The following is a 21247-nucleotide window of genomic DNA, read 5'->3' as shown; positions in this document are numbered from 1 at the left end:
AGAGGTTGATCGTGGCGACGGCTCCGCTCAAGCCCACGATCAGCGATCCCGGGCTGCGCGACCGTCTCTACGAGCTGCTCGAACGCGATGATCTGCCGCATTCGGGCGGCTTGCGCTTTGCCCGGGTCATCGTCGCCATCATCGCCGTCGATGTGCTGGCGGCGATCCTGGCCTCCGTGCCCGAGATCGACGCGCAGTTCGGCTGGCTGCTGACGACCATCGAGATCGCGGCGGTCATCGCCTTCGCGCTGGAATATGCCGCGCGGCTCTGGAGCGTGGTCGGCCACTCGCTGCGCGACATGACGCCGGCGCGGGCGCGGCTGGAATACGCCTTCTCGGCGCTCGGCGTGATCGACCTGCTGGCCTTCCTGCCGTCGGCCGTCGCGCTTGCGACCGGCGACAAGACCGCGCTGGTGCTGTTCGGCATGCTGCCGTTCCTCAAGCTGGTGCGCTATTCGACCGCGATGCGCTCGCTGCTGGCGGCGCTACATGCCGAGCGGCGCACGCTGTTCGGCTGCGTGGTGATCCTGACCGGCGCCGTGCTGCTGTTTGCCTCGCTGCTCTATGCCATCGAGCACAGGGTGCAGCCGGACAAGTTCGGCACCATGCCGCAGGCGATGTGGTGGGCGATCGTGACGCTCGGCACCGTCGGTTACGGCGACGTCGTCCCGATTACGCCGCTCGGCCGGACCGTCACGGTGGTCGCGATCGTGGTCGGCTTCGCGATGATCGCGCTGCCGGTCGCGATCATCTCGACCGCGACCGACGAGGTCCGGCGCCGCGACTTCGTCGTGACCTGGGGCATGCTGGCGCGGGTGCCGCTGTTCTCACATCTTGGCGCTGCCGATATTTCCGACATCATGCGCTTGCTGCGGTCGCAGACCATCGAGGCCGGCGAGGTCTTGGTGCGGCGCGGCGATGCGGCGTCATCGATGTATTTCATCACCGCGGGCGAGGTCGAGATCGACCTGCCGAGCCAGCTTGTGCGGCTTTCTCCGACGGCGCGTTCTTCGGCGAGATCGCGCTGCTGCGGCGGACCAGCCGCTCCGGCACGGTGACGGCGACGCGCAAGACCAAGCTCCTGGTGCTCGATGCGCAGGACTTCCATGCCCTGATCGAGCGCATGCCGGCGCTCGCCGCGCATGTCCGGGAGACCGCGGAGGCGCGGCTTGCCGATCCGCTCGCGGCCGGCGGCGACCTGGCCGCCGCGGAGATCGCCCAGGCGCCGCGCGAGACCGACGGCGGCATCCGCGACTAGAACCTCATTCCGATTGAATCGGAACGAGGCTCTCGATTCTTCGTTTGGCGCGTTTTCTCCACGCGAACCGGTATCCACTTCGCTTGAAAACGCTTAGTCCCGTCGCAGGAACACGTAATCCGCCGAATACGCCGCGCTCTTCAGCGCGCCTGATTTGTCGCAGGCGCCGCTGAGCTCGCCGCCCGAGGTGTTGATCCGCTGCACGGTTGCGACGCCGGAGAGCAGGCCGTTGCCGCGGTGGGCGATCACCTCGAGCTTCAGCCAGGGAATATCGGCGGCGTTGGTGCCGGGTGCGCTGCCGGCGGTGCGGGCGGTCACGACACTGCCGTCGACATGCTCCCAGTTCGGACCCGCATAATGCCGGCCGACCGTGCGACCGTCGGCGATCAGGGTGGCGATCGGTTCGCGGAACGACCAGGCGAGCTTGCCGTCGCTGACCGGCTTGCACTCATAGACCTGCACGCCCTCGGCATGGACGGTGAGGATCTTGGACTCGCCAGGCGCCGCGATGGCGTCGGGCAGGGGATCGGCAGCGAATGCCGCCGACCCGGTTAGCGAGAACGATGCGAGCACGACGGCTCTGACAAGGGCCATGGTCATGCTCGCACCTGTCTTCCCAGGATGACGGCCTCAGGCCGCGATCGCCTTCACGAGGTTGTCGGACACCTTGTCGAGGAATCCGGTGGTCGAGAGCCAGCGCTGGTCGGCGCCGACCAGGAGCGCGAGGTCCTTGGTCATGTAGCCCTCTTCGACGGTCGCGACGCAGACCTTCTCCAGGGTGGTGGCGAACTTGGCCAGCGCCTCGTTGTTGTCGAGCTTGGCGCGATGGGCGAGGCCACGGGTCCAGGCGAAGATCGACGCGATCGAGTTGGTCGAGGTCTCCTTGCCCTTCTGGTGCTCGCGGTAGTGGCGGGTCACGGTGCCGTGGGCGGCCTCGGCTTCCACGGTCTTGCCGTCCGGGGTGAGCAGCACCGAGGTCATCAGGCCGAGCGAGCCGTAACCCTGGGCCACGGTGTCGGACTGCACGTCGCCGTCATAGTTCTTGCAGGCCCAGACATAACCGCCGGACCATTTCAGCGCCGAGGCCACCATGTCGTCGATCAGGCGGTGCTCGTAGGTCAGGCCCTTGGCCTCGAATTCCTTCTTGAACTCGCGGTCGAAGACGTCCTGGAAGATGTCCTTGAAGCGGCCGTCATAGACCTTCAGAATCGTGTTCTTGGTCGACAGATAGACCGGGTAGTTGCGCATCAGGCCGTAGTTGAACGAGGCGCGGGCGAAATCGGTGATGGAGTCGTCGAGATTGTACATCTCCATCGCGACGCCGGCGCCGGGCGCCTTGAACACTTCCTTCTCGATCACGGTGCCGTCCTCGCCGACGAACTTCAGCGACAGCGTGCCCTTGCCGGGGAACTTGATGTCGGTGGCGCGGTACTGGTCGCCATAGGCATGGCGGCCGATGATGATCGGCTTGGTCCAGCCGGGAACCAGGCGCGGCACGTTCTTGCAGATGATCGGCTCGCGGAAGATGCAGCCGCCGAGGATGTTACGGATGGTGCCGTTCGGCGACTTCCACATCTGCTTCAGGCCGAACTCCTTCACCCGGGCCTCGTCGGGGGTGATGGTGGCGCATTTGACGCCGACGCCGACCTTCTTGATGGCTTCGGCGGCGTCGATGGTCACCTGGTCGTTGGTCTCATCGCGGTATTCCATGCCCAGATCGAAATAGAGCAGTTCAACATCCAGGAACGGATTGATCAGCTTGTCCTTGATGTACTGCCAGATGATCCGGGTCATCTCGTCGCCATCGAGTTCGACGACGGGGTTGGATACCTTGATTTTTGCCATGACGGGGAGGCCCTCTTGGGAACGGCGCGCTTTTGACGGCGGGGGTGGAAAATACGCCTGCGCTATAGCACCGCCCGGGGGCGGGCGGAAGCGGAGGGGTTATGCACTTTCAGCCCATCTTTTCACCGAGAACCGCCATTCTGGACGGACCAGAATAGCGCCTCTCGGCCCTTGTTCTTGACGGGTTTTCTTCACGCGAACCGGTGCCCACTTCGCTTGAAAACCCTCTAGAACGCCGCCTGCGTCGCCGTCCCGGCCACGATGTACCAGGTCACGAACAGGCCCGCGATCAGGGCCCCCGGCAGGCTCGATCCGGTCCGCCGCCAGGTGAAGGTCGCGATCACGGCGACGATCGCGAGCAGGGGCACGAACTGGATCGCGACGATGGTCGAGAGCGGCACGAAACCGGGGTCCGGGACCGGGTTGAACAGCTTCCCCGTCAGCCACAGCGTGCCGTATTGCAGCACCAGCAACACGATGAAACCGAACGTCAGCGCCAGGATGTTGGTCAGGTACAGCGCCCCGCGCGGCGCATCCATGGTCGAGAAATTCCGGTGCAGCACGTGCAGCGCCACGACGAAAAACGTCGTGAACGGAATCAGATAGATCAGGAAGATGAGGAATTGCTTCGCGCTCATCAACTTGAGTGCGACGATCCAGAAGCGGAAGTCGATCTTGAAGGCGAGGTCGGCGAGCCACAGCGCGGCGTAGCCGACCGCGACCGAAGCCACCGCGATCACGACGGATTGACCGACGAGGCCGGTCCGGCTGGCGCGGTTCGGGGCGAACCGCATCAGGGCGAGCGTGATCAGGCCGTTGATGATGGCCCAGACCAGGATCTGGTTGGTGATGCCCTGCGGCAGGAGCGCGCTGGGGGTGACGAAGGTGCCGCCCAGTGCGAAGGCCGGGTAATAGGTCAGCGCCGGGATGAAGGCGGACAGGATGAACGCCGCGGTCCAGCGCCGGCCGCTCGCGGCCGCATGCGGCGGCATGGTGCCGTCGGCAACCGCCGGCAGCCGCAGGCGGGAGAACATCGGCGCCTCCAGCAGCCCGTCGAACGTCCCGATGACCAGGGCAATGAAACCGATCAGCGCGACCAGCGTGCCGATCTCCTTGCGGAACCAGATCTGGTCGTCGACCGGCCGCGCCGTGCCGCCCTTCAATGTCTTGGCGAACCAGTCGAGGCTGTAGCCGATCGCCTCATGTGAGATGTGCTCGGCCGGATGGGTCATCGCCGGGGTGTACAGCACCCGGGCCGTGCCGTTGGCCGGATCGCCATAGACCTTGCCCGGCTCGACCGCGCCTTGTGTGCCGAACAGCGCCCAGAGCTTCGGGCTCGTGGTGACGTCACGCGCCAGCTGGACACCCCACATCAGGTCGGGGAATTCCTCGTACTGCGCGAACACGAGCGCGGTATTGCGCGGCCAGCTCGCAGTGCCCTCGGCAGCGAACGGCTTGCCGGTGGACGAGCCCTCCAGCACCACCGATTTGTAGTCGTTGGGCATCGCGGCGGCAGCCGCCAGCACGGTCCAGCCGCCCATCGAATGGCCCTCGAGCCCGATATTCTCCTTGTCGACGAATTGGAGGCTGCGGAGATAGGCAAGGCCGTCAGGTCCGCCAAAACCGTTGGCGAAGGAGGGCGGGTCGCTATAGCCGTGACCGGTCTGGTCGAGCGCGAGCACCACGTAGCCGCGGCGGGCGAACTCGATGGCGAAGCCGTCCTGGGTCTCGCGCGAATTGATATAGCCGTGGACGGCGAGGATGCCGGGCGCCGGGATCTGCGGCGTGGCATTCGGCGGGATGTAGAGCAGGGCGCTCATCGTATTGCCCTTGGCGCCCTTGAAGCGGACATCCTCGATCCGGATGCCGCCGGCGGTCTGCGTGAGGTGGGCGAGCAGGCCCCCCGCCACGACCAAGATCAAGCCCACAATCGCCAGCGTCCATCTGCCCCGCATCGTCGTCCCCCCAAGGTGCCTCGCCGTTGAACCCGGCGTCTCAAGCGTGCCTTTACAGCTTCGCTTTGGTTGTGGTTGATAGCCTATCCGAAGGCCAAGTGCGCGCAAGCGGCAGCCTTCGCTTCGTGCGATTGGGACTCCGATTGAGGATTCGCAAACGCCGCTAACCCTGTTATCCCCTTGGAGAAAATGGTCTCGCGCAAAACCGGTGCAAAGCTGGTCGGTGCGGTCTTGGGCCCCTGCATGAGATTTTGAATCAGCCTCCTCGGAAGCTGATTCAAAATCTTCAGACGTTGAATCAGAAAGTGAAGTGAGATGTCCGGCACCGACAAGACCAAGGCAGGGCACGACCTTGCCGGTCCCGTCGTCATCCTGGTCGAACCGCAGCTTGGCGAGAACATCGGCATGGCCGCGCGCGCGATGGGCAACTTCGCGCTGTCGAGGATGCGCATCGTCAACCCGCGCGACGGCTGGCCGAACATTGCCGCCCAGCGCGCGGCCGCCGGTGCTGACCACATCATCGGTTCCGTCGAGCTGTTCGACACCGTCGAGCAGGCGATCGCCGATCTCACGCTGGTGTTTGCGACCACCGCCCGGGCCCACGACCAGGCCAAGCCGGTGGTCGGGCCGGAAGGCGCGGCGAGTGAGATCGTCGATCATGTCGCATCCGGCGGCGGCGCCGGCATTCTGTTCGGGCGCGAGCGCGCCGGCCTGACCAATGAGGAGGTCGCGCTCGCCAACCGCATCATCACCTTCCCGGTCAATCCGGGCTTCGCCTCGCTCAATCTGGCGCAGGCGGTGCTGTTGATGGGCTACGAGTGGTTCAAGCTCTCGACCGCGGGCGCGCTGCCGTTCGCGATGCCCGAGCGGTCCGAGCCGGCCTCCCAGCACCAGATGCAGGCGTTCTTCGACAATCTCGTCGCCGAGCTCGACAAGGTCGAGTTCCTGCGGCCGGCGGAGAAGCGCGACACCATGCTGGTAAACCTGCGCAACATCTTCACGAGGATGGATCCGACCAAGCAGGACATGCACACGCTGCACGGCGTGGTGATGGCGATCGCCGAGGGCCGCAAGGGCCCGGCCAAGGGCGGCGTGCTCGACGGCGCCCAGGCGACGCGCTTGCGGGCGCTGCTTGCCGAGCAGGGGCAGGGCGGCGCGACCGCCGACAGCAGCAGCACCGTGCGCGGGCTCGCCCGGCTGCTCCGCCGCAACCCGACCGACGCCGAACGGACCCTGTGGCAGGCGCTGACGCGGGACCGCCGCTTCGCCGGCCAGTTCAAGCGCCAGACCCCGGTCGGCCGCCACATCCCCGACTTCGTCTCCTTCGTGCACCGGCTTGCAATCGAGCTGGTCAACCCGAACGAGAGCGAGGCCATCGGTGCCGACCGTGCCAAGCGCAGAGCCTGGCTCGAGGCGCGCGACTATCGGGTGGTCGACATGCGGGTGGCCGATGTCGAGCGCGACCTCGACGCCGAGCTCGCCCGGCTGGAGGCGGGGCTGCGGCAGGAGCGGTAGCTTACGCAATTGCTCTGTCCGCGGAGCAAGAACGGGATTCGAGTAAGCGACTCTTTCCACACGTCGTCCTGGCGAAAGCCAGGACCCATAACCACCGCATTGGATTGTGAAAGGGATCGAGGCCGCAGCGTCGCGCAACAATTGAGATTTGGGGTAATGGGTCCCCTGAGTTCACAAACGAAGTGCAACACTTCCTTGAGGAGGTGTTGCCATGGGGCGGACTTACAAGCAGCTCTCTCTGGACGACCGATGCGAGATTGCCTGCCTATCGGCCAATGGCAGCTCGGTCCGGCAAATCGCGGCAGCTCTGGATCGCTCGCCATCAACGATCTCTCGGGAACTGAGGCGCAATCGGGGGAGCCAGGTCGGCTACAAGCCGAGCTATGCCCAGCACCAGATGCGAGCGCGGCGCTGGACGGGCGGACGCCTCGAACGGGAGCCCGGCCTGCGCCGCGCGGTGTTGCAACGCCTTCGCCGCGGCTGGTCGCCCGAGCAGGTCGCTGGCCGGCTGGCCCGCGAGTACGGGCGCAAGGTGATCTCCCACGAGACCATCTACCGCTTCATCTATGGCCAACTCAGGCGCACCACGGACTTCAACTGGCGGCGCTATCTGCCGCGCGCCAAGAGCAAGCGCGGCTGCCGCGGCAAGCGGGGCGGCAGCCCCGCAAGCTTCATCGAAGGCCGTGTACCCTTGGCAAATCGGCCGCTCGAAGCGGCCGACCGCAGCGTGCCCGGACACTGGGAGGCCGACCTGATGATGTTCTCGAAATACGGTCAGGCCGTGCTGACCGTGCACGAGCGCACCTCGCGGCTGCTGCTCGGCATCCGCCTTGCCAGCAAGGTCGCGCGCGGTGTCGCCCGCCATCTCGTGGGCTTCTTCGCGCCCCTTCCACAAGAGCTGCGCCAGAGCGTTACCTTCGACAACGGCACCGAGTTCGCCGGTCACCTGGCGCTGCACCGCCTCTCGATCGCGACCTTCTTCTGCGATCCCCATGCCCCCTGGCAGAAGGGTGGCATCGAGAACGCCATCGGCAGGATGCGCCGCTTGATTCCCCGCAAGACGGATCTTCTAACCCTCTCGACCGCCAGGTTCCGCCAGTTCATCGCCGCCTACAACAACACCCCGCGCAAATGCCTTGACTACCGCACGCCTGCCGAGTCCTTTGCTCAAGTGTTGCACTTCGAATGTGAATCCACCTCCTGGCCTTCGCCAGGACGACACCGTGTTGGTGCGCCGCAGATGGCACGATTTCTGCCGTCACAATCCCGAAGGCAGCATCTCGCTAGGCTAGTGCCGACACGAGCCACAGACCCACATGCAGGTCGCGGCCATCAGCTCCGAGGCTTGCGGCGAGCGCGTTGCGTACCGCTTCCATGGCGCGATGACGTTGATCGTCCGTGGCATTCTCGAGCAGCGCAGGCAGCGGGCCGGCCTGCGTGATGAAGGCCATGCTTTGCGCGATGTCGCCGCCATGGATCGGTACGTCGGTGGCCTTGAGCGCAATCTCGTGAAACCCGGCCTCGGTCAGGATACCGCGAACGCGATCCTCGCGCGCGAACGAAAACATCCCGGGCGCCAATGGATCGAGCGGCGGCTGTGGCGGCACGTGCGGTCGGGCCGCCTCGATGGGTACGCGAAACCACGGCGACTCCGGCATGGTGCGAAAACAGACGAACACCAGCCGCCCGCCCGCTTTCATGCCGCCGCGGATGTTGGTGAAGGCCTTGACCGGGTCATCGAAGAACATCAGGCCAAAACGCGAATACATCAGATCCGCCCAGCGCGGTTCGAAGCCGTAGATCGTTGCGTCGGCCAGCGCACAGGTCACGTTGCCAAATCCCGCCTCGGCGACACGATGCTTGGCCAGATCCAGCATCGGGACCGAGATATCGACACCCACCACAGCACCCGACGGACCAACAGCCTTGGCGAACGCCAACACTGTGTCACCGGTGCCGCATCCGATATCGATGACACGCTCACCCGGCTTTGCCGCCGCGGCACCCAGGCTGACGTTGGTGACCGACGTGAAGACTTCGCTGATCACGGCTTGCTGCGAAACCCATGAGTGCCCCATGGTGCTGTTCCAGAACTCTGCTCCTCGGGGGTTTGGCGTGGGCGTCTGCATTTGATCAATCTCCTGGTGCTGAAAATGGAGTGTCGTCTGAAACAAACTGCACAAAATTCCAGATCGAACGCGAAGCTGAATCTCCGTACCGGGCATTAGCGAATTGCAGCCGACGTGCTTTGCATCTCGGCTCTAGGCCATCAGGACGTCTTCGCGCGATCCGCATCTGATCGATGCTGGACGGCGCTCAGGTGGTGGATTCATTGCCGCCGCCCTTCGGCTTGGAAATCGGAGGGATGCAGCTACCGAAGCGTGGATCGAGCGGATCGTAGCGCGACCTCATTCTCGCAAAAATATAGAGCGCCGCCAGTGCGAAGGCGCCGAGCAACAGCAGGCCCCATGCAGGTGGCGGACCTGCAACCAAAAGCACTGCTGCTCCAACGAGGACTAACGCGATAATGCCCGAAGACAGTTTTGAAGCCATGACCGGCTCCGCAGTTAGCGCAAGGACGGGATACTACCCCCGAAATCGATCTATTGGCGAGAGGCCGGCTGCGACACGCCAGCGCAGATATTTCCACCTGCGCCGTGGACGGAGCAACGGCCTGTTCGCTCACCGCCGCGAAGGTAACTATCGAGTTAGAGGTTGAGTTCGCCCGGGCTCACGTACTCACTGCCGCGTGGATGGCGCAGCAATGTTGTACCAGGGCGTCGTGCGAGACCACGAATTGCTTCAACGGCGTCTCGATGTCGTAGAAGTAGATATTGGCCACGAAGCCATAGATGCCGGCGTCGATAGTCGTCGGCCTGTCGCCATGCACATAGCCTTGGCTCGGGATCAGGCTCGCCAGTGCGGCGAGATCGGCGAGGCCGCGGGCCATCGCGGCGTCGGGCTCGAAGCGGCCGATGCCCTGGTAATAATAGCGCTGCGCGTTGAACTCCTTGGCCTTCATCAAGCCGTCGTCGGTGAGGGCTGGATGCTCGCGCTTGAGCGCGTCGCGGAATTGGGGCCAATAGCGCGCGTCCTGCCAGCGCGAATAGGACATCACCCAGTAGAGATCGTCGAGCGTCCGCGTGACGAGGAGGTTGGTCGTGCGCTGCGCCGGCGTCAGCGCGGCATCCAGCGTCACGTCATATTTTCCGGTGACATAGGCGAGGATGGTCTCGCTGTCGCCGACAGTGTCGTCGCCGTCGACGACATAGGGCAATTGCTTGCGCGGTGCCTTCGATGCATCGAAAATATGTTCGTGCCGGAACGGTACGCCGGCGAGCTTCAGAAAAGCGAACACCTTCAGACCATAGCCATTGTTGTCGGCGACGCCGAACAGCGGCGGATAGGAATAGAGCGTGAGCATGATGGCTCGCCACGTTCGAGGTCGCTACACGCTACCTCAGAATCCGTCGGTTGGATACGTCAGGCAGGCAAGGCCGCCTGTTGCGTCGCAGCGCCTGAAACGATTGCCTACAATCCGTAGTTGACGTCTTATTGTCGTCCTTGTCCCGGGTCGGGCGCGCGGTTTCGACAAAGCCTACGGGCGCATTTTGCGTCGGCGGTGCACGCCCCGGACGATCAAGCCTTCGAGATGCCGCCGTCGATCACCGGTCCCATCGGCTCGTAGCGCTCGCCGCTGAAGCGCACCAGTTGCAACTGCTCGAGCGGATAATGGTCTGATGGCGAGGTGTTGATCCGGATGCCGGGCAGCAGCATGTCGGATTCGAAATCCTTCAGGTTGGCCGCCTGCTTGATGATGCTTTCGGACGAGACGTCGTCGCCGCACTGCTTGAGCACCTGGACCAGGATCTGGCTGGTGAGATAGCCGGTGACCGCGTAGATGTCGTTCTTGGCGGCGGCCGGATCATATTTGTCGAGGAACGCGCGCCATTTCTGGATGGCGGGATCGCTGTCCCAGGCGGCGTCGACGGGATCCTTCAGGTAGGCGCTCGAAATGATTCCCTTGGAGACGTCGAAGCCCGCGGCTTTCAGCGTCGAGCCGGCGGAGGAGGCGTTGTTGCCGATGTAATGTGCCGGCTGCCAGCCGAGCTCGGCGATCTTCTTGATGCCTTGGGCGGCGAATTTCGGCGTGGTCATGCTCATGAACACGTTGGCGCCGGCGGATTTGCAGCGGACCACCTGGCTGTCGATGGTCGGGTCGGCGGTCTCATAGGACAGCTCCGCCACGATTGCGGACGTCCTGGCGCCAAGTCCGTCCTTGAAGCCCTTCAGCACGTCGCGGCCGAAATCGTCGTTCTGGTAGACGATGCCGATTTTGGGATCGTTCTGTGTCGACAGCACATGCTGCGCGAAGGCGCGGCCCTCGATCTGGTAGCAGGGCTGGAAACCCATGGTGTAGGGGAAATTCTTGTAGTCGCCGAACTTGGTCGCGCCCGAGGCAATGAAGAGGTGCGGGACCTTCTTCTGGTTCATGTACTTCATGATCGCCGCATTGGTCGGCGCGCCGAGCGGCGCAAACAGCACGTCGATCTCGTCGCCTTCGACCAGCTTGCGCGCCTGCTCGACGGTCTTGGCCGGGCTGTAGGCATCGTCATAGGTGATGTACTTGATCATGCGGCCGTTGATGCCGCCTTGCTCATTGATCATCTTGAAATAGCCGCCGGGGGTGCGGCCGATCGACGAATAGACCGCGGCCGGTCCCGAATAGGCGTCGATGTTGCCGATGACGATCTCGGTCTTGCCCTCCGTCTTGCCTCTGGCGATCGCGGGCCTGCCGAGCAGCAGCGCGGCTGACGTGGCCGCGGCGCCCTTGATGAGATGACGGCGCGATAGCCGGGGCGAACGGTTCCTTGTCATTGTAGTCCTCCGCTTCTTCTTGTTGGCCGTTTGGCAGCCTCTGACGGGCATGTCGGCGCGCAGCATTCCACAGCGGTGCTTTGGGACTTGTGTGCAGTCGCTACCATCTGAAATTTTCGCACGATGTCAGCCGCGGAGGCCGCGTTCCACCATCCTCGGTTACCGACATGCCGTCCGGGATTGCTATACTGCGGCGACTGTCGTGGTGATCTCAGCAGGGTGGACCGATGGCGAAAGTGTTGGAAGGCAAGGTGGCGGCCGTGACCGGGGCGGCGTCGGGGATTGGACTGGCGAGCAGCGAGGCGATGCTGGCCGCGGGCGCGCGCGTGGTGATGGTCGACCGCGATGCCACCGCGCTGCAAGCGCTCGCCCGCAAGCACGGCGATGCGGTGGTCCCGCTGGTGATCGACCTGCTCGATCCCGCGCAGTGTGCAACCTTGCTGCCCAAGGTGCTCGAGAAGACCGGCCAGCTCGACATCCTGCACGCCAATGCCGGCATTTATGTCGGCGGCGACCTCGTCGATGCGGATACGATTGCGATCGACCGGATGCTGAACCTCAACGTCAACGTCGTGATGAAGAACGTGCACGACGTGCTGCCGCACATGATCACGCGCGGCACCGGCGACATCATCGTGACGAGCTCGCTCGCCGCGCATTTCCCGACGCCGTGGGAGCCGGTCTATGCGTCGTCGAAATGGGCGGTCAACTGCTTCGTGCAGACGGTGCGGCGCCAGGTGTTCAAGCACGGCATCCGTGTCGGCTCGATCTCGCCAGGACCCGTGATCAGCGCGCTGCTGGCGGACTGGCCGCCCGAGAAGCTTGCGGAGGCCAAGGCGGCCGGAAGCCTGCTGGAGGCCAGCGAAGTCGCCGAGGTCGTGATGTTCATGCTGACCCGGCCGCGCGGCATGACCATCCGCGACGTCGTGATGCTGCCGACGAATTTCGACCTGTAACGGCGAGCGCCGCGCCTCAGGCGGCGCTGCGATCGGTGGCGGGCGCGTGGCCGTGCTGCGTGAGGCGGCGCAGCGCGGCGACATTGGTCGCGACGGAAGCCATCCGGCACCGCGCCTTGCCTTCGGATTTCGCCTCGTACAGCGCGGCGTCGGCGGACGCCAGCAGCTGTTCGGCCTCGGTGCCGTGCTCAGGCGACACCGCGATGCCGACGCTGACACCGACCTCGGCCGAGATGCCGCCCGCGAGCTGATAGGGCATCGTGACGGTCTGGATGATGCGCTGGCCGGCCGTGAGCGCCTGTTCCGCCGTGACGCCGTTGACCAGCACCACGAACTCGTCGCCGCCGAGCCGTGCGATTACCGCGGTTTCGGGCAGCGCACGCCGCAGCCGCTCCGCGGTCAGCATCAGCACCTGATCGCCGGCGGCGTGGCCATAGGTGTCGTTGACCGGCTTGAAATTGTCGAGGTCGAAGAACAGCAGCGCAAAGGGCCCGCCATTCTCGGCGGGGGCCGCCAGCTTTGCGTTCAGCGCCGCGACGAAGCCGGCGCGATTGCGCAGGCCGGTCAGGGTGTCGTGATGGGCAAGATGGCCGTTCTCGCGCTCGGCGCGCATCGTGGCGATCAGCATCTTGTTGAGGCGGAAGGCTGCCACCGTCATCGCCGTGAGATACAGCGGCACCTGCATGACGACGATGAAGAGCAGCGGCTCGCCGGCAAGGGCCGCGCCCGGAACGATCGGGCCGAGGCTGAGCAGGATCATGGTGCCGGCAAGGCGCGGGGCGCTGAAATTTCGGAAGCAGATGCCGCCGACCATCGCCGCCGCCGATAGCGAAGCCAGCAGCGCAACCACCCAGTCGCCGCTCGCGAGGCTGATCAGGATGCCGAAGCCGACGCTGGCGCTCCAGGCGACTGCAAGCACGAGATGCAGATCGGTCGGGGTCGGCCGCTGCTCGCGCGCGGCGCGATGCGCAACCACGAGCACGGCGAGGCGCGAGAGGCAGATGACGAGTTCGAGGACGACCCAGGTGATGAACAGCGCGGTCGGCTCGCGGATCGCGATCACGGCTGCGACTGCGACCGTATTGACCGCGCCAGCCGCAAACACCGGCAGCGAGCCGTAGAGATCCCCGATCAGCGCCGCGCGGATGTCGTCAGGTACGCCCGGTCCGGCGTCGGCGAGCCAGCGCGTCACGCCCCAGCGCGGCTGGCTGTATCGTCCTTTTTCGGACTGCATTGTTCTTGCCTCGTACTTTCACCGCGCAACTGACCCGGCCCGACCTAACAGGCGTTTAAGGCCGGCGCCGATCGCGCGGCGTGATTGACGGCAGGTAAACCCGGCGGGCGATCGCGCCGCAGAAATACCGACGCCGGAGGTCGCGACGATCGGTTCGGCCGGCGGCGAGAAGGATGAAGTCTGCGCCAATGCCGGCCTTGCCAGGGTGGCGGACGCGCCGAAACAGCGCGGACGCCGCGTCGGCAGACTACGATATGTGAGAAGGGCAGGACTGCCGCGGATTGCGGCGGCCGTTGCGTTACACGGCGAGGAGCTGTTGTTCCGCCGCGCCGCCGGCGCGCTTCGGCTTCTTCGCCTTGGCGGGCGCGAACAGATTGCTCGCGGCAAGGCCCGCGGTGTCGGCGACGGTCGGATCACACGACACCATGGCCGCGACGATGGCGCCGTCGATCAGCAGCGCGAGCTGGTGCGCCAGCACGGCCGGCTCGGCCGCGCCCATCTCGCCGGCGAGCTTCTCGATATGCGCCAGCACCACCTTCTTGTGCTTCAGCGCGATGTTGCGGAACTGCTTGGCGTCCTTGTCGTGCTCGGCGACCGCGTTGATGAAGGGGCAGCCGTAGAAGCGCTCCTCGGCGAACCAGGTCTTCAGGGCAGGGAAGATCCGCGACAGCTTGGTCTGCGGATCGCCGCCGCCGGCCTCGATCGCGCCGATGAACCATTCGCGCCACTGGCGGCCTTCGCTCTCCAGCACCGCATGCACGAGGTTGGTCTTCGAGCCGAACAGCTTGTAGAGCGTGGTCTTCGCGGTTCCGGCCTCGTCGATGATCGCATCGATGCCGGTGGCGTTGATGCCGTTCTTGCAGAACAGATGGGTTGCGGCGTTCAGCAGGCGCCCGCGCGCCGATTCATTGTCGCCGGCGGTGAACGCCGCGGCAGGTTTTTTCTTCGCAAGCGATTTGGCCATGCGCGGCAGTAAATCGGAGCGCGCCGAAATCATCAAGCCGCATCTTCACGGGGGCGGGCATGTGCGCCGTCCTGCGCTCAAAATAATCGCGGCGGCGCCGCAGATGCACCGCGTTTGAGCAGCCGCGCGCTGATCAATCCGCAGGCAGGCCCGCTTAAGCGCCTGCAGGATTTCGCCTTTTGATTTGCGGCGGGACTGGCACGCTTCGTGCAGGAAACAGACCGTTCGGTATCCTGACCAAATCCATCGCTCCCAGGGAGAAAACTGATGACCGCTGTCGCCCAGAAAACCGCACTGACCGGCTGCCTCGCGCCGATCGACAAAGGCGGGCTCGAGCAGCTGATTGCCAATGGCAAGGCCAACCCGAAGGTGATCAAGACCTTGAAGTGCAAGACGGTGGCCGAGGGCAAGTTCCGTCACGCCAACTACATCCGCAACCTCGCGCCCTACATCGTCGACGAGCCGCCGGGCCTGCTCGGCGACGACACCGCGCCCAATCCCTCCGAGGCCTCGCTCGCCGCGCTCGGCTCCTGCCTTGCGGTCGGCCTGCACGCCAACGCCGTGCATCGCGGCTGGATCGTCAACAAGCTCGAGCTCGAGCTCGAGGGCGATCTCAATATCACCGCGGTGTGGGGCACCGGCGACGTCAGCGAGAAGCCGGTCGGCTTCACCGACGTCCGCGTCAAGGTCGACATGGAGTGCGAGGGGGTCTCGCAGGCCGAGATCGACGCGCTGGTGGCGCATGTGAAGAAGTGGTCGCCGGTCGCCAACACCTTCACCCGTCCCGTCAATCTCGAGGTCAGCGCGTAAACGCCCGACCGGCAATTCAAGGTGCGGAGATCATCCATGGGTTCACTGGCTTTATCGCGGGTCGCAGCTCAAGATCCCGCACCGACCATTGCGGACGAGGTTGCCCGCCTTGCCCGTCAGGAGCTGGCGCCGATCGCAGCCGCGATCGATGCCGGCTCGGTCTATCCCGGCGAATTCCTGCGCCGGCTCGGCAAGGTCGGCGCCTGGAGCAGCCATGTGCCGCAGGAGGGGCCTGCCGACCTGCGCTGGGCCATCCAGTCGATGGCGGCGCTCGGCGAGGTCTGCGGCGCCACCGCCTTCATGGCGTGGTGCCAGAACACGCTGGTCTGGTACGTCGCCAATTCCACCAACATGAAGCTCGCCGCGCGCTTCGGTGACTGCTTCGCCCGCGGGCGCGCGCTCGGCGGCACCGGGCTCTCGAACCCGATGAAGAGCTTCTTCGGCATCGAGCGGCTGAAGCTGAAGGGCCGCAAGGTCGATGGCGGCTACATCGTCCGCGGTGCGCTGCCCTGGGTGTCGAACCTCGGGCCCGGCCACTACTTTGGCACGATCTTCGAGCGCGAGGACGAGGGCACCAAGGGCGAGCCGGGCGGCATCGCAAGCGGCGAGCCGGGCAGCATCGCAAGCGGCGAGCTGGGCAGCACCGTGATGTTCCTCGCCGACTGCTCCGATCCCGCGATCACGCTGACGCCCTGCAAGCCGTTCCTGGCGATGGACGGCACCGGCACCTATGGCGTCCAGTTTCGCGACGTGTTCGTGCCTGACGAACTGATCCTGGCCGAGCCGGCCGCGCCGTTCGTCAAGAAAATCCGCGCCGGCTTCATCCTGTTGCAGGCCGGCATGGGTCTTGGGCTGATGAAGGATTGCATCAATATCATGGACGAGGTCCATGCGCCGCTCGGACACGTCAACCGCTATCTGCCGCAACAGCCGCTGCAATTCCGCGAGCTCCATGCCGAGTTCGAGAAGGAGGCAATGGCGCTGGCAAGCGATCCCTACAATGCCGATGACAGTTACTGGCGCCGCGTCGTCGCACTGCGACTGCGGATCGGCGATGCCAGCGTCGCATTCGCACATGCCGCGATGCTCCATTGCGGCGCGCGCGGCTACCTGATGAGCCACCGCGCCCAGCGCAGGCTGCGCGAGGCCTATTTTGTCGCCATCGTCACGCCCGCCACCAAGCAGCTGCGCAAGATGCTGGCGGACGGCTGAAGCATGATCCGGAAAAGTGGAAACCGGTTTTCCCTCGCGACAAACGCGGAACGCGTTTGCGCGGAGATCATGCTCAAACAAGTTCGGGACCACCACAACTGCAACCACAGACAGGAGAGGCTGCCATGACGGACGTTCTGATCACCGCCGGCGAACTTGCCGAGCTCGTCAAGAAAGACCCGTGTGTCATCATCGACACGCGAAATCCGGATGCCTATGCGGCCGGCCATTTGCCCGGTGCCGTCAATGTGCATGACATCTTCACCTTCCTCGCGACCTCGACGCCGGAAGGCATCCACGAGCTCAAGACAAAATTCGCCGACGCGTTCGGTGCCGCCGGTCTCTCCGGCAAGGAGACCGCGGTGATCTACGAGCAGTCGATGAATTCCGGCTTCGGCCAGTCCTGCCGCGGCTACTACCTGCTCACGATGCTGGGCTATCCCAGGATCAAGGTGCTGCATGGCGGCTTCGATGCCTGGAAGGCGGCCGACCTGCCGGTGACCACCGACGTGGCGGTGCCGGCGAAGGCCTCCTTTGCGATCGTACCGGAGGCCGGCGATATCATGATCGACGCCAAGGCGATGCTGGCGGCGGTCGGCAAGCCCGGTGTTGCGATCCTCGACGTGCGCGACGTCGACGAGTGGATCGGCGAAAGCTCCTCGCCCTACGGCAAGGATTTCTGCCCGCGCAAGGGCCGCATCCCCGGTGCGGTGTGGCTGGAATGGTACCGCATGATGAAGCCGACCGCCGAGGGCCCGCGTTTCAAGTCGAAGGACGAGATCCTGGCGGAGTGCGCCACCGTCGGCATCTCGCAGACCACGCCGGTCTATCTCTACTGCTTCAAGGGCGCACGCGCCTCGAACACCTTCCTGGCGCTGAAGAACGCCGGCGTGAAGGACGTGCGGATGTACTTCGGCTCCTGGAACGAGTGGTCGCGCGACCCGTCGCTGCCGATCGACGAGGGCTTGCCGACCGCGGCCGTCGTCACCGGCAAGGCGGCATAGAACCTGCATGTTTGTTGGTGTCCGGCGGCGCAAAACGCGGCCGGACGCCGATCAATGAACCGGATCGCGGAGTTCTCCGCGTTTCGGTGCGACAATGGGGCGCAGTATGTCCATGTCAGATGATCCCTTCGACGCCGACCGCGTGCTCACGCGATCGGGTTGCGCCTGCGGCTGGCATCGCTCAGCCGCCGAGCATGAGCAGGCCGCGCGCACGTTGCGCTGCGAGCCGGTCGCCGACCTCAGCGAACAGAAGCGTTACGAAGGCATCGTCGCGTCGGCGGTGATGCGGGCGGTGTTTCCGCAGGATGTCGCGCGCCGCGCTTTCCTGAAATCGGTTGGCGCCGCGACGGCGCTCGCCGCGCTGTCACAGTTCTTCCCGCTGAAGACGGCGACAGAGGCGTTCGCCGACGCCGGACCGCCGGAGAAGAAGGACCTCAAGGTCGGCTTCATCCCGATCACCTGCGCGACCCCGATCATCATGGCGGCGCCGCTCGGCTTCTATGCCAAGCAGGGCCTCAACGTCGAGGTGGTGAAGACCGCCGGCTGGGCGGTCATTCGCGACAAGACCATCAACAAGGAATACGACGCCGCCCACATGCTGGCGCCGATGCCGATCGCGATCTCGCTCGGCCTTGGCGCCAACGCCATCCCGTTCACGGTCCCTGCGATCGAGAACATCAACGGGCAGGGCATCACGCTGGCGATGAAGCACAAGGACAGGCGCGATCCGAAGGACTGGAAGGGCATGAAGTTCGCCATTCCGTTCGACTACTCCATGCACAATTACCTGCTGCGCTATTACCTCGCCGAGCACGGGCTCGATCCGGATACCGACGTGCAGCTTCGCTCGGTGCCGCCGCCTGAGATGGTCGCCAATCTGCGCGCCGACAACATCGACGGTTTCCTCGCGCCCGACAATATCTGCCAGCGCGCGATCTATGACGGGGTCGGCTTCCTGCACATCCTCTCCAAGGAGATCTGGGACGGCCATCCCTGCTGCAGCTTTGCCGCCAGCCGCGAGTTCATCACGACGGCGCCGAATTCCTTCGCGGCGCTGACCCGCGCGATCGTGGATGCCACCGGCTACGCGGCGAAGGCCGAGAACCGCAAGCAGATCGCGGAAGCGATTGCGCCGGCCAACTACATCAACGCGCCGGTGACGGTGCTGGAGCAGGTGCTGACCGGCACCTATGCCGACGGGCTCGGTGGCGTGAAAACCGATCCGAAGCGCGTCGATTTCGATCCGTTCCCCTGGCAGTCCTTTGCGGTGTGGATGCTGACGCAGATGAAGCGCTGGGGCCAGATCAAGGGCGACGTCGACTACAAGGCGGTCGCCGAGCAGGTCTATCTCGCCACCGATACCAGGAAGGTGATGGCCGAGATGGGCCTCGCGCCACCCGCCACCTCGTACAAGTCGTTCTCGGTGATGGGCAAGAGCTTCGATCCGGCCAAGCCCGACGATTATCTCGCGAGCTTCAAGATCAGGAAATCGTCGTGACGGGCGAGGCTTTCTCCACGGCGTCGTCCCTGCGAAAGCAGGGACACATACGCCGTGCTCTCTCGGTTAGGCGCGCGGGGAGACACTTAGCGCAACAATTGGGGCCGGTGGTTATGGGTCCCTGCTTTCGCAGGGACGACGCGGGGAGGGAGTGCGCGTGACCTTCTCCCTCCGTCTCCGCGCCGCCATCGTCTCGATCGCGCTGCTTGCCGGCTTCCTCGGCGCCTGGCACCTCGCCACCCGCAGCAGCGGCACGACGGCGGCGATGAGCCCCGAATACGCCAGGCTGATGGGGCTGACCGCGACGCAGGGCAAGTCGGCGATGCCCGGGCCGCTCGATGTCGGTGCCAAGCTGTGGGAGCATCTGAAGCGGCCGTTCTACGACAATGGCCCGAACGACAAGGGGCTCGGCATCCAGCTCGCCTATTCGATCGGGCGCGTCGGGCTCGGCTATCTGATCGCGGTCGTCGTCGCGATTCCGCTCGGCTTCATGATCGGCATGTCGCCGCTGATCAGCAGGGCGCTCGATCCCTTCATCCAGGTGCTGAAGCCGATCTCGCCGCTGGCCTGGATGCCGCTCGCGCTCTACACGATCAAGGATTCCTCGATCTCGGCGATCTTTGTCATTTTCATCTGCTCGGTGTGGCCGATGCTGCTCAACACCGCGTTCGGGGTCGCCGGTGTGCGCAAGGAGTGGATCAACGTTGCGCGCACGCTCGAGGTCGGCACCGTCAGGCGCGCCTTCACGGTGATCCTGCCGGCGGCGGCGCCGACGATCCTGACGGGCATGCGGATCTCGATCGGGATCGCCTGGCTCGTGATCGTCGCCGCCGAGATGCTCGTCGGTGGTACCGGCATCGGCTACTTCGTCTGGAACGAGTGGAATAACCTGTCGATCACCAACGTGATCATCGCGATCCTCTTGATCGGCCTTGTCGGCATGCTGCTCGACCAGGTGCTGGCGCGGTTCACGCGCATGGTAACGTTTCCGGAGTAGCGATGACCGACAGCCGCATTGCAGCCCCTTCACCTCGCCCCGCCTGCGGGGAGAGGTCGATCGCAAAGCGATCGGGTGAGGGGGAGTTTCCGCGGGTCTATCTGCCGCCGTGCTCGCGGAGGAAGCCCCTCACCCCAACCCTCTCCCCGCGAAGAGCGGGGCGAGGGAGCGCAGTCCATTCGTGGAGCTACCGCGGATGACCGACAAGTTCATCTCGATCGAGGGCATTGCGCGGCGCTATCCCGGCGCCGGCGGCGGCGTCACCACGGTGTTCGAGAATTTCTGGCTGTCGATGGCGCGCGGCGAGTTCGGCTGCGTGATCGGCCATTCCGGCTGCGGCAAGACCACCGTGCTGAACATCCTCGCCGGCCTCGACGAACCGAGCGAGGGCACGGTGATCGTCGACGGGCAGGGGATCGAGGGCACCAGCCTCGACCGCGCCGTGATCTTCCAAAGCCATGCGCTACTGCCGTGGCGCACCGTGTCGGGCAATGTCGCCTATGCTGTCAGCTCGAAATGGCGCAAATGGGACCGTGCGCGGGTGAAGGCGCATGCGCAGAAGTTCATCGATCTCGTCGGGCTCACCGGCTCCGAGCACAAGCATCCGTCCGAGCTCTCCGGCGGCATGAAACAGCGCGTCGGCATCGCGCGGGCGCTGTCGATCACCCCGAAGATCATGCTGATGGACGAGCCGTTCTCGGCGCTGGATGCGTTGACCCGCGGCACGCTGCAGGACGAGGTGCGGCGGATCTGCCTGGAGACCGGGCAGACCACCTTCATGATCACGCATGACGTCGATGAGGCGATCTTCCTCGCCGACAGGATATTCCTGATGACCAACGGTCCCGGTGCCGTGCTGGCCGAGATCGTCGAGAACCCGCTGCCGAAGGAGCGCGGCCGCGTCGACCTGCACCGCCATCCCTATTACTATGCGCTGCGCAACCATATCGTCGATTTCCTGGTCAGCCGCAGCAAGAGCTTTGCCGCCGAGATGACCGGTCACGATCCGCGCCACGTGCCGACGGTGCGGCCCGGCGTCGGCGAGCCGGTGATCGTCTCGCCGCCACGCGCCGTCGAACTCAATCCCGCGCAGAGCGCTGCGCGCTGAAGCCCAAGGAGGA

General features: G+C 65.1%; 17 protein-coding genes and 2 pseudogenes. 10 read left to right on the top strand and 9 right to left on the bottom strand.

The genetic code is table 11. From position 1 onward, the window contains the following. Positions 1-8: 8 nt before the first annotated feature. Positions 9-1258 (top strand): annotated as a pseudogene (locus ACVW1B_RS20170) (cyclic nucleotide-gated ion channel). A gap of 93 nt (positions 1259-1351) precedes the next feature. On the opposite strand, the gene ACVW1B_RS20165 reads toward ACVW1B_RS20170, so the two are convergent. The 3 genes from ACVW1B_RS20165 to ACVW1B_RS20155 all read right to left on the bottom strand — a co-directional run bounded on the left by ACVW1B_RS20165 (position 1352) and on the right by ACVW1B_RS20155 (position 5058). Next, entirely contained in the window at positions 1352-1852 is a 501-nt protein-coding gene (locus ACVW1B_RS20165) for a DUF3455 domain-containing protein (RefSeq protein ID WP_456822088.1), read from the bottom strand. Between the two features lie 36 nt (positions 1853-1888). After that, positions 1889-3103, bottom strand: a complete 1215-nt coding sequence (locus ACVW1B_RS20160) for an NADP-dependent isocitrate dehydrogenase (protein WP_253607920.1) — start codon at positions 3101-3103, stop codon at positions 1889-1891. Between the two features lie 227 nt (positions 3104-3330). Continuing rightward, positions 3331-5058 (bottom strand): alpha/beta hydrolase family protein, encoded by a 1728-nt coding sequence (locus tag ACVW1B_RS20155; protein ID WP_456822087.1) that lies wholly within the window; start codon positions 5056-5058, stop codon positions 3331-3333. A 315-nt stretch (positions 5059-5373) separates the two neighbouring features. Here ACVW1B_RS20155 and ACVW1B_RS20150 point away from each other — a divergent pair, with 315 nt between their 5' ends. Both ACVW1B_RS20150 and ACVW1B_RS20145 read left to right on the top strand, forming a co-directional pair. Further along, complete coding sequence (locus tag ACVW1B_RS20150) at positions 5374-6573, top strand: TrmJ/YjtD family RNA methyltransferase (protein WP_253607922.1); 1200 nt, start codon at positions 5374-5376, stop codon at positions 6571-6573. Between the two features lie 211 nt (positions 6574-6784). After that, positions 6785-7771: pseudogene (locus ACVW1B_RS20145) on the top strand (IS30 family transposase); the annotation flags it as partial. Positions 7772-7856: 85 nt separating this feature from the next. Here the strand turns inward: ACVW1B_RS20145 and ACVW1B_RS20140 are convergent. The 4 genes from ACVW1B_RS20140 to ACVW1B_RS20125 form a co-directional block, all read right to left on the bottom strand. Continuing rightward, positions 7857-8702 (bottom strand): class I SAM-dependent methyltransferase, encoded by an 846-nt coding sequence (locus ACVW1B_RS20140; RefSeq protein WP_253607923.1) that lies wholly within the window; start codon positions 8700-8702, stop codon positions 7857-7859. Positions 8703-8889: 187 nt separating this feature from the next. After that, on the bottom strand, positions 8890-9126 hold the full coding sequence (locus ACVW1B_RS20135) for a hypothetical protein (protein WP_253607924.1): 237 nt from the start codon (positions 9124-9126) through the stop codon (positions 8890-8892). A 178-nt stretch (positions 9127-9304) separates the two neighbouring features. Then, a complete protein-coding gene (locus ACVW1B_RS20130; protein ID WP_253607925.1) occupies positions 9305-9997 on the bottom strand; it encodes a glutathione S-transferase C-terminal domain-containing protein in 693 nt (230 codons plus the stop codon). Between the two features lie 215 nt (positions 9998-10212). Continuing rightward, positions 10213-11451 carry an ABC transporter substrate-binding protein gene (locus tag ACVW1B_RS20125; protein ID WP_253607926.1) on the bottom strand — a complete coding sequence of 413 codons (1239 nt, stop codon included), beginning with the start codon at positions 11449-11451 and terminating at the stop codon, positions 10213-10215. 227 nt (positions 11452-11678) lie between these two features. Here ACVW1B_RS20125 and ACVW1B_RS20120 point away from each other — a divergent pair, with 227 nt between their 5' ends. Next, positions 11679-12407, top strand: coding sequence for an SDR family oxidoreductase (locus ACVW1B_RS20120; RefSeq protein ID WP_253607927.1), 729 nt, complete (start codon positions 11679-11681; stop codon positions 12405-12407). A 16-nt stretch (positions 12408-12423) separates the two neighbouring features. Here ACVW1B_RS20120 and ACVW1B_RS20115 read toward each other — a convergent pair whose 3' ends face one another. Further along, positions 12424-13641 carry a GGDEF domain-containing protein gene (locus ACVW1B_RS20115; RefSeq protein WP_253607928.1) on the bottom strand — a complete coding sequence of 406 codons (1218 nt, stop codon included), beginning with the start codon at positions 13639-13641 and terminating at the stop codon, positions 12424-12426. Positions 13642-13939: 298 nt separating this feature from the next. After that, positions 13940-14605, bottom strand: a complete 666-nt coding sequence (locus tag ACVW1B_RS20110; protein WP_456781895.1) for a TetR/AcrR family transcriptional regulator — start codon at positions 14603-14605, stop codon at positions 13940-13942. A 267-nt stretch (positions 14606-14872) separates the two neighbouring features. Between ACVW1B_RS20110 and ACVW1B_RS20105 the strand changes: the two genes are divergently transcribed. The 6 genes from ACVW1B_RS20105 (at position 14873) to ACVW1B_RS20080 (ending at position 21234) form a co-directional block, all read left to right on the top strand. Then, positions 14873-15415, top strand: a complete 543-nt coding sequence (locus tag ACVW1B_RS20105; protein ID WP_225164216.1) for an OsmC family protein — start codon at positions 14873-14875, stop codon at positions 15413-15415. A 36-nt stretch (positions 15416-15451) separates the two neighbouring features. Further along, entirely contained in the window at positions 15452-16627 is a 1176-nt protein-coding gene (locus ACVW1B_RS20100; protein ID WP_456780258.1) for an acyl-CoA dehydrogenase family protein, read from the top strand. Between the two features lie 125 nt (positions 16628-16752). Next, entirely contained in the window at positions 16753-17631 is an 879-nt protein-coding gene (locus ACVW1B_RS20095; protein ID WP_253607931.1) for a sulfurtransferase, read from the top strand. A gap of 106 nt (positions 17632-17737) precedes the next feature. Continuing rightward, positions 17738-19129, top strand: coding sequence for an ABC transporter substrate-binding protein (locus tag ACVW1B_RS20090; protein ID WP_438072609.1), 1392 nt, complete (start codon positions 17738-17740; stop codon positions 19127-19129). A gap of 157 nt (positions 19130-19286) precedes the next feature. Then, positions 19287-20126 (top strand): nitrate ABC transporter permease, encoded by an 840-nt coding sequence (gene ntrB / locus ACVW1B_RS20085; RefSeq protein ID WP_253607933.1) that lies wholly within the window; start codon positions 19287-19289, stop codon positions 20124-20126. Positions 20127-20322: 196 nt separating this feature from the next. Continuing rightward, the gene (locus tag ACVW1B_RS20080; RefSeq protein ID WP_456822086.1) at positions 20323-21234 is read left to right on the top strand and encodes an ABC transporter ATP-binding protein; all 912 of its coding nucleotides are present in this window, start codon (positions 20323-20325) and stop codon (positions 21232-21234) included. Positions 21235-21247 lie beyond the last annotated feature (13 nt).

The organism is Bradyrhizobium sp. USDA 4502 (assembly GCF_054063355.1).
The sequence above is the reverse complement of the archived record's forward strand: the minus strand, read 5'-3'. Positions and strand labels throughout refer to the sequence as shown.

Bases quoted from the DNA above. Each gene is read 5' to 3' on its own strand.
- ACVW1B_RS20165 (WP_456822088.1), bottom strand. From the start codon at position 1,852: ATGGCCCTTGTCAGAGCCGTCGTGCTCGCATCGTTCTCGCTAACCGGG.
- ACVW1B_RS20155 (WP_456822087.1), bottom strand. From the start codon at position 5,058: ATGCGGGGCAGATGGACGCTGGCGATTGTGGGCTTGATCTTGGTCGTG.
- ACVW1B_RS20110 (WP_456781895.1), bottom strand. From the start codon at position 14,605: ATGGCCAAATCGCTTGCGAAGAAAAAACCTGCCGCGGCGTTCACCGCC.
- ACVW1B_RS20150 (WP_253607922.1), top strand. From the start codon at position 5,374: ATGTCCGGCACCGACAAGACCAAGGCAGGGCACGACCTTGCCGGTCCC.
- ACVW1B_RS20105 (WP_225164216.1), top strand. From the start codon at position 14,873: ATGACCGCTGTCGCCCAGAAAACCGCACTGACCGGCTGCCTCGCGCCG.
- ACVW1B_RS20135 (WP_253607924.1), bottom strand. From the start codon at position 9,126: ATGGCTTCAAAACTGTCTTCGGGCATTATCGCGTTAGTCCTCGTTGGA.
- ACVW1B_RS20100 (WP_456780258.1), top strand. From the start codon at position 15,452: ATGGGTTCACTGGCTTTATCGCGGGTCGCAGCTCAAGATCCCGCACCG.
- ACVW1B_RS20095 (WP_253607931.1), top strand. From the start codon at position 16,753: ATGACGGACGTTCTGATCACCGCCGGCGAACTTGCCGAGCTCGTCAAG.
- ACVW1B_RS20115 (WP_253607928.1), bottom strand. From the start codon at position 13,641: ATGCAGTCCGAAAAAGGACGATACAGCCAGCCGCGCTGGGGCGTGACG.
- ACVW1B_RS20130 (WP_253607925.1), bottom strand. From the start codon at position 9,997: ATGCTCACGCTCTATTCCTATCCGCCGCTGTTCGGCGTCGCCGACAAC.
- ACVW1B_RS20090 (WP_438072609.1), top strand. From the start codon at position 17,738: ATGTCCATGTCAGATGATCCCTTCGACGCCGACCGCGTGCTCACGCGA.
- ACVW1B_RS20160 (WP_253607920.1), bottom strand. From the start codon at position 3,103: ATGGCAAAAATCAAGGTATCCAACCCCGTCGTCGAACTCGATGGCGAC.
- ACVW1B_RS20120 (WP_253607927.1), top strand. From the start codon at position 11,679: ATGGCGAAAGTGTTGGAAGGCAAGGTGGCGGCCGTGACCGGGGCGGCG.
- ACVW1B_RS20125 (WP_253607926.1), bottom strand. From the start codon at position 11,451: ATGACAAGGAACCGTTCGCCCCGGCTATCGCGCCGTCATCTCATCAAG.
- ACVW1B_RS20140 (WP_253607923.1), bottom strand. From the start codon at position 8,702: ATGCAGACGCCCACGCCAAACCCCCGAGGAGCAGAGTTCTGGAACAGC.
- ACVW1B_RS20080 (WP_456822086.1), top strand. From the start codon at position 20,323: ATGACCGACAAGTTCATCTCGATCGAGGGCATTGCGCGGCGCTATCCC.